8 protein-coding genes are annotated in these 12,603 nt (G+C 75.4%); 5 read left to right on the plus strand and 3 right to left on the minus strand.

The features are described from left to right. Window positions 1–27: 27 nt before the first annotated feature. The 3 genes from ACGFMP_RS35130 to ACGFMP_RS35140 all read right to left on the minus strand — a co-directional run bounded on the left by ACGFMP_RS35130 (window position 28) and on the right by ACGFMP_RS35140 (window position 5,453). Window positions 28–1,179: a hypothetical protein gene (locus ACGFMP_RS35130; RefSeq protein WP_393677827.1), complete on the minus strand. Its 1,152-nt coding sequence runs from the start codon at window positions 1,177–1,179 to the stop codon at window positions 28–30. A 530-nt stretch (window positions 1,180–1,709) separates the two neighbouring features. Further along, entirely contained in the window at window positions 1,710–2,903 is a 1,194-nt protein-coding gene (locus ACGFMP_RS35135) for a DNA polymerase III subunit delta' (protein WP_393677829.1), read from the minus strand. A 228-nt stretch (window positions 2,904–3,131) separates the two neighbouring features. Further along, entirely contained in the window at window positions 3,132–5,453 is a 2,322-nt protein-coding gene (locus ACGFMP_RS35140) for an asparagine synthase (RefSeq protein WP_393677830.1), read from the minus strand. 1,120 nt (window positions 5,454–6,573) lie between these two features. On the opposite strand from ACGFMP_RS35140, the gene ACGFMP_RS35145 reads away from it, so the two are divergent. The 5 genes from ACGFMP_RS35145 (at window position 6,574) to ACGFMP_RS35165 (ending at window position 12,558) form a co-directional block, all read left to right on the plus strand. Next, entirely contained in the window at window positions 6,574–7,989 is a 1,416-nt protein-coding gene (locus ACGFMP_RS35145; protein WP_393677831.1) for an MFS transporter, read from the plus strand. A gap of 324 nt (window positions 7,990–8,313) precedes the next feature. Beyond that, on the plus strand, window positions 8,314–9,570 hold the full coding sequence (gene lhgO / locus ACGFMP_RS35150) for an L-2-hydroxyglutarate oxidase (RefSeq protein ID WP_393677833.1): 1,257 nt from the start codon (window positions 8,314–8,316) through the stop codon (window positions 9,568–9,570). A gap of 45 nt (window positions 9,571–9,615) precedes the next feature. Beyond that, window positions 9,616–10,437, plus strand: coding sequence for a tRNA (guanosine(46)-N7)-methyltransferase TrmB (trmB, locus tag ACGFMP_RS35155; protein ID WP_393677835.1), 822 nt, complete (start codon window positions 9,616–9,618; stop codon window positions 10,435–10,437). A 199-nt stretch (window positions 10,438–10,636) separates the two neighbouring features. After that, window positions 10,637–12,037 (plus strand): PrsW family intramembrane metalloprotease, encoded by a 1,401-nt coding sequence (locus ACGFMP_RS35160; RefSeq protein ID WP_393677837.1) that lies wholly within the window; start codon window positions 10,637–10,639, stop codon window positions 12,035–12,037. 38 nt (window positions 12,038–12,075) lie between these two features. Next, window positions 12,076–12,558, plus strand: a complete 483-nt coding sequence (locus ACGFMP_RS35165) for a nuclear transport factor 2 family protein (RefSeq protein ID WP_393677839.1) — start codon at window positions 12,076–12,078, stop codon at window positions 12,556–12,558. Window positions 12,559–12,603: the final 45 nt, after the last annotated feature.

The raw sequence follows: 12,603 nt of genomic DNA on the forward strand, positions 1-12,603 counted from the left end.
CGGGGAACGGTGTCCCCTAATGAGTGATTACGGGCTTTGACCTGGTTTGCGGGATTGAGGTGCGATGTGGGGTGGGTAGGCAGCATGTGGGTCCGCTGAGGGGGTGCGGGCGACCAGGCGAGCGGGGGGTGTGGGAGATGCGGAGGGCGTGGAAGCAGGGGGGACCTTGGAGGTCTTGGGGGCCCTGGAGGTCTTCGGGAGCCTGGGGGGCTTGGGGGATACGGCGGCCGGTGGCGGTGTGACGGTCTTCGCGGGGCCGTCGAGTTTCTCCGTCAGGTAGCCGGCGACCAGGGCGAAGAGTTCGCGGTGGGCGGCGACGCCGTCGATGACGCGCACTTCGTCGCCGTGCGGGTGGAGGGCGCGGCGAAGTCGCAGTGCGGCGGCGCCTGTGGCCGTCTCGCCGGGGGTGGTGGCGAGCAGCAAGGAGGGGTGCGGCAGTGGAGAGGGGGCAAGGGGTGGATACAGACCGGAGATCCCGACGGCGGCGGCGTAGCGGCCCTTGGTGGCGAGTGCTTCGCGTACGGCGCAGGGGGCGTCGGCACCGACTCCGATGACGCCGGTGTCCTTGCGGGCGACCAGTACGCGGTAGCGGCGTGCGGCTTCGGTGATCGCGGCGGAGTCGTGGTCGCAGCCGACGGGCAGTACGAGGACGAAGGGGTCGGCGTGCCTGCGGTGCAGGGCCAGGGCGAAGCCGGCGTAGAGGTCCGCGTTCGCGGCGGCGGTCAGGTGGGCGACGACGACGGGGTAGCCGATCCCGGACGCCTTCGGCGTGGTGTAGCGCGGTGGAAGCCACACCAGGGTGCCGTCCCGCAACTGGTCGAGGGTGCCGCCCGACGGGTGCCCGAGGGTGTGCACCTCGGGTGGCGGCGGGGCCGGTTCGGGCGTACGGGCGGGAGGCGGCGGTACGGCCGGGGATACGGGTGCGGGTACGGGTGCGGCCGCCTGGGTGCCGACGGCTGCCTGTCCGCCGGTGCCGATGAGCGGGACGGCCAGCGCCGCGGCCAGCAGTGCCGCGATTCCGGCGGCGCCCGCACGCAGGGCGGTACCGGTACGGTCCACGGGCAGTTCGTAGGCGCGCCCGGCCCGCTCTGCCCACCAATGCCGCAGCGCACGGTGCCCGAGCAGCAGGGCCGCGGCACCGGCCAGCACGATCGTCACGGACCGCACGACGTCAGCCACGGCAACCCCTTCGGGACGACTGCGGCCCCGCGGGGACACGCAGGCAGGCAAGGACCACTGCCTGCACCTTGCAACGGCGAGCGGCTCAGGCCCGGCTGCCGTCGCGCTCACGGGCCCGCGATCACCCGAACGCCGCATTGCGGCCCGGGGGCCGAGGGTGGAAGGACCCGGGCAAGCCGGCCCGGCTGCCCACCGAGGCGGGGGCCGGGACCTACCCGGGTGCCTCCCCGGGGCCGAGGTGCCCACCCGGCCGGGGGCGCGGGGGTGCCGGGACCTGCCGGGGTGCCGCCCGGGGCCCGGGTGTGCCCACCCGGGTACCCACCGAGGCGGGGGTGCCGGGACCGGCCCGGGTGCCCACCCGGGCAGGGGTGCGGGGAACTGCGGGCTCAGCCGACCACCGGCCGATGGTCCGGACGCAACGGGAGGAGCAGCCCCTCGGGCCGGTGGCGATGTGCGGCAAGCCGCGAGTCGGCCGCGGCACAGCAGCGGCGTCGCCCGGGGCGACACAGGCAAACCGCAGGAGGCGATGTTCAGGGGGTGCGGAGGGCCAGGGTCAGAGCCTCGACGGCCAGGAGGGGGGCGACGTTGCGGTCGAGGGCGTCGCGGCAGGCGAGCACGGCCTCGATGCGCCGCAGGCTGTGCTCGGGCCGGGAGGTCGCGGCGATCTGCCGGATGCCCTCGGCGACCTCCGTGTTCGCGATGCGCTCGCCCTTGCCGAATTGGACGGTGAGCACATCGCGGTAGAAGGCGGCGAGGTCGGTGAGTGCGAGGTCGAGGGAGTCACGTTGGGTACGGGTGGAGCGGCGCTTCTGGCGGTCGGCGAGTTCCTTCATGGCGCCTGCCGTGCCACGTGGCATCCGGCTGCCCCCGCCCGCCGCCGCGCCGAGGGCGACCCGAAGCTCCTCGGTCTCCTTCGCGTCCGTGCCTTCGGCGACGGCCTTGGCGTCCTCGGCCGCCGCGTCGACCAGTTCCTGTGCCGCGCGCAGGCAGCCGCCGACGTCGGTGACCCGCATCGGCAGCCGCAGCACCGCCGCCCGGCGCTCCCGCGCCGACTCGTCGGTGGCCAGCCGCCGCGCCCGGCCGATGTGGCCCTGGGTGGCCCGCGCCACCTCCGCGGCGAGCGCGGGGTCGATGCCGTCCCGGCGGGTCAGCACGTCCGCGACCGCCTCGTCGGAGGGTGTGCGCAGGCTGAGCAGCCGGCACCGCGAGCGGATCGTCGGCAGGGCGTCCTCGACCGAGGGCGTGCAGAGCAGCCACACCGTGCGCGGCGCCGGTTCCTCGACCGCCTTGAGCAGCACGTTGGCCGCGCCCTCGGTCAGCCGGTCGGCGTCCTCCAGGACGATCACCTGCCAGCGGCCGACCGCAGGCGACAGCGAGGCGCGCCGCACCAGGTCGCGGGTGTCCTTGACGCCGATGGACAGCAGGTCGGTGCGGACGAACTCGACGTCGGCGTGCGTGCCGATCAGCGTCGTGTGGCAGCCTTCGCAGAAGCCGCATCCGGGTGCGGCGCCCAGCGCCCGGTCCGGGCTCACGCACTGGAGTGCGGCGGCGAAGGCACGGGCGGCGGTCGAGCGGCCGGAGCCGGGGGGGCCGGTGAAGAGCCAGGCGTGGGTCATACGCAGCCCGGCGCCGCCGGACGTCACGAGGGCGTCGGCGTCCGCCGCGGCCGCGGACAGCTCGGCCACCACATGAGTCTGGCCGACCACGTCGTCCCATACGGTCACCGCGTACTCCCTTCGCCACCGGCGTCCATTGTGCGGCATGGCAGTGTCAGCGCGGCCGTCCACCTGCGGTCACCAGGCCACCCGCCCCACCACGACCGCACCCACACCGGCGCGCCCGCACCGGGACACCCCCTGCACCGCGGACGGCCCACCACCCAACCAGCAGCCCCACACCCGCCCCCACCGGGACACCCGCCCCACCACGGCCGCACCCACGAAGCGGCACCCTCACAGGGAGAGGCGCTGCACCCCGCCGGAGACGGCCCGGCGGCCGGGCGATTCCGTGCCGGTCCAGCAGGATCCCCGCCGGGCCAGCAGTCGACGCAGCCACAGCTCCACGGCCACCAGTTCCCCCAGGCCGTCGAGCGGGGCCCCGGGTGCGGTGGCCGCGACCCGCAGCGCGTCCCGCACGACACGCGCGTCGACCAGGCCCGCGTCCGCGAGCAGCGGCGCCTCGAACAGCTCGACCAGAGGGTCGATCGCCGAGCGCAACCCGACCCTGGCGGCAGCGGCGGACGCCGAGGAGTGCGAGGCGGCGCCCCAGCCGGCAGGCAGTTCGCGCACCCCGGCGCTGCCGAGCACGTCACGCAGGATGTCGGCGCGGGCGCCGGGCCGTACCCGCAGGGCGCCGGGGAGGGCGCGGGCGGCGCGGACGACGGCGTTGTCGAGGTAGGGGGCGTGCAGCCGCTGGCTCGGGACGGCGGCCGCCTGCTCCAGGACGCGGAAGTCGGCGGCGTGCCGGGCGAGCGCGGCGCGGGCCCGCCGCTCCCCCGGCCGCTCGATGGGCCAGGGGCGCCTGGCCGCGTCCTGGAGGCGTACCGACACCTCGGCGAGCGCCTCGCCGGTGAGCCATCGGGCGGCGGGTCCCGGCCGCACCCAGGCCATCGCGGCAAGCGAGGCCCCGATCGGGCCGTCGGAGCCGCCGAGGGAGCCGCCGGGGGCCGCGGCGCCGGAGGCGTACCGCAGCAGGCGGGCGGCCGCGTCCTCCACACCCTGTTGATAAGGGGTGCGGGCCAGCCGCCGCGCGGCGCGGTAGACGGTGATCGGCACGGTGAAGGGGACCAGGACGGCCGGGCCCGCCGCGGCGGAGCCGCCTGCCCGGGTCAGGGCGGCGACGGGGCGTACGAGATGGCGGCGGCGCCGGTCCATGAGCAGGTCGGCGAGCCGCGCCGGGTGCGCGTCGAGCACCTGCCGGGCTCCGAAGCCGATGAGGTGGTCGGCGCCGCCCGCGGCGAGGCGGCGACGGTGGCGTTCCGCGACGATCAGCGAGGGGCCCGGCTCGTCGGTGAGCGGTACGGACGGGCCGCCGGTCAGGTCGGCGTAGGGCAGCGCCTCTTCACCGCCCGCGACGACGACGTGCCGCAGCCGCGGGTCGGCGGCCAGCTCGCCGGCGCGGGCCAGCTCGCCTTCCCGCAGCGGGAGTCCGCCTGCGGTGAGGTCGTTGAAGGTGACGGCGAGGAGGCGTTCGCCGGCCAGCGAACCGGGGGCGCCCGGGAGCGTGCCGGGCATGCCGGGCAGTCCCGCGGCGAGCAGCGCGAGGGTGGCGGAGGCACTGCCGCCGGACAGGTCGGCGCCGATGCCGGGCGCGGGCATCGCACCGCCGCCCATGCCTTCAGGCCCGGCTCCCGGGTCGGGGACGAATCGCGGCTGGGACAGGCGCGCCCGTACCGACTCCACGAGGGCGTCGCGTATGGCGGCGATCGCCGCGTCCGCGTCGGCCGCGGTGGCGGGCTGGTGGCCGACGGCCAGCGAGGCGGTGGGCTCGTAGCCGGTGATCTCGGGGGCGCCGTCGCGGAGGGTCAGGGCGTGTCCTGGCGGGACCCGTCGCACCCCGAGGTAGGGCGTGCCGTCGCCGAGCGCCTCCGGCGCGTCGGGGCAGGCGAGGATCGCGGCGAGGTGGGTGACGTCGAGTCCGGCCTCGATGAGGTCGGCGAGCGGCAGTGCGGCGGTGGCGTAGGCGGTGCCGCGGGAGAAGCGGGTGTGGAAGACCGGCCTGGCGCCGGCGAGGTCGCCGAGCACGGTGATGCGGCGGCCCAGTTGGAGGACTGCGGTGTAGCTGCCAGGCCAGGCGGTCACATGGCGCAGCGCGCCGCCGCGGGCGGCGACGAGGCCGAGCCGCAGCTCCGCGTCGCTCGCCCCGCACCGCCCGAGCACCGCGAGCCGGGCGATCCCTTGCGATCCGCTGCCGTTGGTCCCGTTGCCGCGCGAGCCGGAGCCGTACCCGGCGCCCGACCCGTACCCGGCGCCCGATCCGTAGGCGGAGCCGGATCCGTAGGCGCTCCCGTTCGTGCCGGAGCCCCGGTGGCCGGAGGCCCCGTACCCCGACCCGCCGTAGCCCGAACCCCCGTAGCCGGAGCCCCCGTAGGTGCCGCCAGCGCCCGCCGGGTCCGCGTGCACCACCCGGACCTCGTCGGGGCGCCAGTCGCCGACCGCCCACAGCGGATCGAGGTCACCCCACAGCAGCTGCGCACCGACCGGCAGCAGGGTCCGGCCGCCGTCGCCGGGAACGGGACCCGCGGTGGCACTGCTCCACCCCACCAACCACCGCATCGTCGCCTCCACAGGCTGTGGACAGCCGATGCGCAGACTCGACCCATCGCATTGCTCGCGCGCGCCTCGCCCCGCCGTGCCACCACGTCTGACGTCCGAAAGACCATGCTGCCACGTGGACGCGCGCAAGGAGGCGCACGGGTGCTCCCGGGTGCGCCGGTTCGCGCGCCGGACGGTCCGTCACCGGTACGCGTGGGGCGCCCGATCGGCGTCTGCCGGCAGTCGTCGGTGGTGCGTAATCGGGGCGTTGCGGACAGCGACATCACACCGAAGTCGCCGCTCGGCCGAAACGTCGGGTTCGCGCCAAAGTTTTGGCGCGGCCGCGGCACATGCCGGGGGTGATATGCCGGGCAGCACAGTCGCTTGACGGCGATCGTTTTCCGCCGCCGATCTTCCGGCCGCCGCCGCCCGGGGCGCCGCCGATCGACCGCCGGCGGGCCCCCGAACGACTCGCGCGACGACCGCGGCGGCGCACCGGGGCGCACCCTGCGTGCCGCTGGCCGCCGCTCCCGGCAGCCGGATCGGGGCTGCCGGGGCCCGGCCGAGTGGGCGGCCCGCGCACGACACACGGCCCGGGAGACGGCTCAACGCCCCCCGGGCCGGTCCGCCACCCGCGGGGATTGTGGCAGCGGAACTCGCTGGCCCGCCGCACCCCGCCATAGCCGCCTGGCGGAAGCGCGGGCCGACCCACGGCTCACCATGCAACCGCCCGCAGCCGGTTCGGCACAGAGCGCACAGGCGGGCGCACGGCCACATATACCGGGAGCACGCGCCGCCTGCCGTCGGCAGGTCCTCCCGGGAGGGCTTCGGGACGCGAATCATCGGATCCCCGCGGGGCGTTCGGCCGGGGCACTTTCCGCGCCATGGGAGCGTTCGGGTAAGGGGCTGGATTCGCGCCATCCGACACGAGACACTTAACGGTCGGGAGGCGGCGAACTACGCTGGGTGCATCCGGTTCGCACCCGTACGTGCGGCTCGGATATCCGGAACAGGCACCGCGGTCTCCGCCGACAGGCCCCCGCTGTGGCTGAATCGGGCTCAAGGGGAGGGTGACCCCCGCACCCCCGACGACAGACCAGGCCCGCCGGCCTGCCCCAGCGGCATCACGAGGTGAACCGCAGTGAACAGAGAACACCGCGGGCCGAACGAGAAACTCGGCACCCTTCTCGGTCTGGCCGGCATCTCCAACGCCGGACTCGCGCGCCGGGTCAACGACCTGGGCGCGCAACGTGGTCTGACGCTGCGTTATGACAAGACCTCGGTCGCCCGCTGGGTCGCCAAGGGCATGGTGCCGCAGGGCGCGGCGCCCCATCTGATCGCCGCGGCGATCGGCAGCAAGCTCGGCCGCCCGGTGCCGCTGCACGAGATAGGGCTGGCCGACGCCGATCCCGCGCCCGAGGTGGGTCTCGCCTTCCCCCGGGATGTCGGCGAGGCGGTGAAATCGGCCACCGATCTGTGGCGGCTGGACCTCGCAGGGCGGCGCGGCCCCACCGGTTCCGGAATCTGGCAGAGTTTGGCCGGATCTTTCGCAGTGAGCGCTTACGTGACCCCCGCGTCGCGCTGGCTGATCACTCCTGCGGACGCGACGGTGGCCCGTGACGCGCCCGCGCCGGGCATGGCGCACGTCGGGCACACCGATGTCTCCAAGCTCCGCGAGGCCGCGGAGGACGCCCGCCGCTGGGACTCCAAGTACGGCGGCGGCGACTGGCGTTCCGGCATGGTGCCGGAGTGCCTGCGGGTCGAGGCGGCGCCGCTGCTGCTCGGTTCGTACAGCGACGACGTCGGCCGCGCGCTCTTCGGCGCCACCGCGGAACTCACCCGGCTGGCGGGCTGGATGGCCTTCGACACCGGCCAGCAGGAGGCCGCCCAGCGGTATTACATCCAGGCGCTGCGGCTCGCCCGCGCCGCCGCTGACGTGCCGCTCGGCGGGTACGTCCTCGCGTCGATGTCGCTTCAGGCCACCTACCGCAACTTCGCCGACGAGGGCGTCGACCTCGCCCAGGCCGCCCTCGAGCGCAACCGCGGCCTGGCAACCGCCCGCACCATGAGCTTCTTCCACCTGGTCGAGGCCCGCGCGCACGCCAAGGCCGGCGAGGCGGCGGCCTGCGGGGCCTCGCTCGCCGCCGCCGAGGCGCTGCTGGAAAGGGCCAGGGAGGGCGACACCGACCCCAGCTGGCTCGGCTTCTACTCCTACGACCGGCTCGCCGCCGACGCCGCCGAGTGCTACCGCGACCTGCGCATACCGCGCCAGGTCCAGCGCTTCACCGCGCACGCCCTGGCCAAGCCGACCGAGGAGTTCGTCCGCTCGCACGGGCTGCGACTCGTCGTGTCCGCCGTCGCCGAACTGGAGTCCGGCAACCTGGACGCCGCGTGCGACGCCGGTGTGAAGGCCGTCGAGGTCGCCGGGCGCATCTCCTCGGCCCGCACCACGGAATACGTCCGCGACCTGCTGCACCGCCTGGAGCCGTACAACGACGAGCCGCGCGTGCTCGACCTCCGCGAGCGGGCGAGGCCGCTGCTGGCCGCCCCCGCATAAGCGCCCGACGGACGTCCCGGGCGGACGTCCCGGCCGCAGGTCCCCACGTAAGGCCGGCGCGTAGCCCCGGCGCCGGGGTCCCCCACCGCCGGGTCCCCGGCCGCGCCTCCGCCGCAAGGAGCTGCCCGGCCGCAGGGGGCTCGGGGAAGCGCGCGGCCGGCCACCCACCGGCGGGTGGCGAGCTACAGGAACCGGACCGCGCAGTTTCGGCCGTCGGCGACCCGCGCCCCGGCCGGAGCGGTCCGCTCACCCCCCGTCAGGGGGCGCCCCCGCAAGGGGAAGCCGCTAAGTTGATCACGAGCGCCCGGCACGGGAGGAGGCGCCATGACCCCCACCGGCGGCACCGCCGCACCCGCACGCCCGGAGCCGTACGACGTCACCGTCGTCGGCGCCGGCATCGTCGGCCTCTCCACCGCCTACGCGCTCACCCGGGCCGCGCCCGCCCTGCGCGTGGCGGTGATCGAGAAGGAGTCCGGCCCCGGGCGGCACCAGACGGGGCGCAACAGCGGGGTCATCCACAGCGGCATCTACTACCGCCCCGGCTCGCTCAAGGCCCGCTACGCACTGGCGGGGTGCGCGGAGACGCCGGAGTTCTGCGCAGCGCACGGCATCCCGTACGCGGTCACCGGCAAGCTCATCGTCGCCACCGAGCAGGCGGAGCTGCCCCGGCTGCACAGCCTCGTGCAGCGCGGCCGCGAGCACGGCATCCCGGTGCGCGAGCTGGGGCCCGCCCAGATCGCCGAGCGGGAGCCGGCGGTCGCCGGGCTCGCGGCGATCCACGTGGGCTCGACCGGGATCTGCGACTTCGGGGCCGTCGCCGAGGCCCTGGCCGGGCTCGCGGCGGACGCCGGCTGCACGATCCGCTACGGGACGCGGGTCACCGCGATCGGCCGCACCGCGGACGGCGCCGTCGCCGTCACCGCGGTCTCCGCCGACAGCACCCGCACCAGGGCCGCCCTGCGCACCAGGGTGCTGGTCAACTGCGCCGGCCTGTACAGCGACCGGGTCGCCCGCCTCGCGGGCGACGACCCGGGAATGCGCATCGTGCCCTTCCGCGGCGAGTTCTACGAACTGGCGCCCGCCCGCCGGGGCCTGGTGCGCGGCCTGGTCTACCCGGTGCCCGACCCCGACTTCCCCTTCCTGGGCGTGCACCTCACCCGCGACGTCCACGGCGGTGTGCACCTCGGCCCGAACGCGGTGCCCGCGCTGGCCAGGGAGGGGTACGGGCGGTGGACCGTGCGCCCGCGCGACCTGGCGGGCACCGCCGCGTACCCCGGCACCTGGCGGATCGCCCGCAGGCACTGGCGGCAGGAGTCGGGCGAGGTGCTGCGCTCGCTGTCGAAGCGGGCCTTCACGGCGAACGCCCGCCGCCTGCTGCCCGCCCTCAGCCCGGCCGACCTGCGGCCCGCGCCCGCCGGGGTGCGCGCCCAGGCGGTGCTGCCCGACGGCACCCTCGTCGACGACTTCCGCTTCGCCGGCTCGCCCCCTTTCGTGCATGTGCTCAACGCCCCCTCCCCCGCCGCGACGGCCGCGCTGCCGATCGGCCGCGAGGTGGCCCGCCGGGCGCTGGCGGCGCTGTGACCTGCGCCGGGCCATCGGCGCAGGTCCCGTAGAATCGGACGCACTGTGTCCACGCCACCCCTTGCCGCCGCCGCCTCCGCCCAGGTGCCCGCGTCCGCCTCCGCCCCGGTGCCCGCCGCCGGGTCGGACGCTGTCCCGGTCCCCGGCGCCCGCTTCCCCGACGGGCCCGCCGCAGACCCGGCGGGTTCGCGCGGCGAGCACCGCATCCGCTCCTTCCACGCCCGCCGGGGCCGTGTCACGCAGGCGCAGGCCGCCGCGATCGACCGGCACTGGGACGCGTGGGGTGTCGAGCTGGACGGCAGCCCGCTGGACCTGGCGGCGCTCTTCGGCTCGGCCGATATGCCGGTGGTGCTGGAGATCGGCTTCGGGATGGGCGACGCGACCGCGCGGATGGCCGCCGCCGACCCGGCCACCGGGATACTCGCCGTCGACGTCCACACCCCCGGCCAGGGAAATCTGCTCGCGCTCGCCGACCGGGCGGGGCTGACCAACGTGCGGGTGGCCAACGGCGACGCCGTCGTCCTGCTGCGCGACATGCTGCCGCCCGGGTCGCTGTCCGGCCTGCGGGTGTATTTCCCCGACCCGTGGCCCAAGGCCAAGCACAACAAGCGCCGGCTGATCCAGTCGTCGTTCCTCGATCTGGTCCTGCCGCTGCTGCGGCCCGGCGCGGTCGTGCACTGCGCTACGGACTGGGAGCCGTACGCGGAGCAGATGCTCGATGTGCTCGGCGCCGCGCCTGGTCTGGCCAACGTCCACCCGGCGGAGGGTTTCGCGCCCAGGCCCGACTTCCGGCCGATGACGAAATTCGAGCGGCAGGGGCTCGCCAAGGGCCACGTGGTGCGCGACCTCCTCTTCACCCGGGTCTGAGGCCGCCCCGCTCCCGCCCGCCCGGCACGCCCCCGCACGACCGCGCTCGGCCCGCCGGGCGTCCCAGGAACGCCTGCCCGGTGCGCCCCCGAACGTCCCCGCACCGCCTGCCCGGTGCGCCCCCGCACGTCCTGGGGCACACGTATCCGCCTCCCCCGCACCCTCGCGGATCAGGGCACAAGCCCCGTACTGTCGACTGGTGGCCACGTACTCGTCCTCGCCCGACTCCCATCCCGACGGCCGGTTGTCCGACGAGCGGATGTACGTACCGGCGCCCGCCACCTCCTGGCACTACGCCCCGCGGCGGCCGTTCTGGGAGAGCCGGGCGGTACGCACCGGTGCGCTGTTCACCGCGCTCGCGGTGTGCGGGGTCGTCATCCTGGCGCTGGTGCGGCAGCACATAGGCACCGAGCCGTTCCTCGTCGGCCTCGCGCTCGCCGTCCTGCCGGTGCCGCTGCTGCTGGGGGCCTTCCTGTGGCTCGACCGGGTCGCGCCCAGCCCCTGGCAGAACGTCGTGTTCGCCTTCTCGTGGGGCGCCTGCGCCGCCACCCTGGTCGCGCTGTTCGCCAACGAGTACGGCGCCAAACTGCTGGCCACGACGCTGTCCGCGACACAGACCCAGTCCGACCGGTGGGGTGCGACCTTCGTGGCACCGCTCGTCGAGGAGACCGCGAAGGGCACCGCGATCCTGCTGCTCTTCCTCTTCCGGCGGCGGCACATGGAGTCGCTGCTCGACGGCATCGTGCTCAGCGGCCTGGTCGCCACCGGCTTCGCCTTCACCGAGAACATCCTCTACCTCGGCTCCGCCTTCGGCGAGGACAAGGCGGTGGGCGCCGGGGTCCTGGACTCGACCACGGCGGCGACCTTCTTCGTCCGGGTGCTGATGACACCCTTCGCGCACCCGCTCTTCACCTCCATGACCGGCATCGGTTTCGCCATCGCGGCGACCACCCGCCCCGGCCGCCCCTGGCGCTGGCTGGCGCCCATCGGCGGCTGGCTGCTGGCGATGGTCCTGCACGGCGCCTGGAACGGCTCCGCGAACCTGTCGCCCACCGGCTTCCTCACGATCTACGTCACCGTGATGATCCCGGTCTTCGGCCTGGTCGTCTGGCTCGCCTTCTGGGCCAGGTCGAGCCAGCTGCGCACCATCCGCACCCACCTCGCCGTCTACGCCACCGCAGGCTGGCTGACCCCGCGCGAACCGGTCGCCCTGGCGTCCATGGGGACCCGCGCGGACGCCCGCGACACCGCCCGCCGCCACCACGGTGACGCGGGCGCCCGAGCGGTACGGGACTACGCCGGCTACGCCACCCACCTCGCCTTCCTCCGCGCCGCCGCGACGCGCGGCCTGGCACCGCCCGACTTCGCGGCCCGCGAGTCCGAACTCCTGCACCACCTCTGGCGGGACCGCCCGCTGGCGCAGCCCGCCCTCCTCCAGGCCGCCCCCCTCCCCTGGCCCCCGCCCTTCCCCGGCCCCCGCCCGTATCCCTACTGGCCGCAGTACGCCCAGACCGCCCCAGGCTCGTACGCCCCCGCCGCGTACACCCCGGCCGCGTACACCCCCGCCTCCTACAACCCACCGCGGCCGAAGCACTTGTAGGGCGGGGAGTGTCAGAGGGGGGTGGCACTGTGGTGGTCATGGATGCAGTGGACGTGGACGCGGTGCCTGTCGATGCGGTGGCCGTCGATGCAGTGGCGGTCGGTGCAGTGGAGCTCGACGCGGCGGGCCTGAACGGGGCGGGCCTGGACGCGGTCGGTGTGGTCGAGGCCCTGTGGGCGCGTGTTCAGGCGCGGGACTGGGAGGGCGTCGGAGCGCTGCTCGCCGAGGACGCCGTCGTGGAGTGGCCGATCACCCGGGAGCGGATCGTCGGGAGGGCGAACTACGTCGCGGTGAACCGGGAGTATCCGCAGGGCTGGTCGATACGCGTGCTGCGGATCCTGGGAGAAGGCGACCAGGTCGTCTCCGAGGTCGAGGTGCCGCACGTGGAGGCGGGGCTCTTCCGGGCCGCGTCGTTCTGGACGGTCAGAGACGGCCTGATCGTGCGCGGCACGGAGTACTGGACGACGGTCGGCGGGGAGCCGTCGCAGGAGTGGCGGGCCCGGCTCGTCGAGCAGATGTGAGCCCCAGGGCCGGCGGCGGCGAAAAACCGGCATATGCCGGTGGCT

This window comes from Streptomyces sp. NPDC049040, from assembly GCF_043197715.1.
Lineage (GTDB): Bacteria > Actinomycetota > Actinomycetes > Streptomycetales > Streptomycetaceae > Actinacidiphila.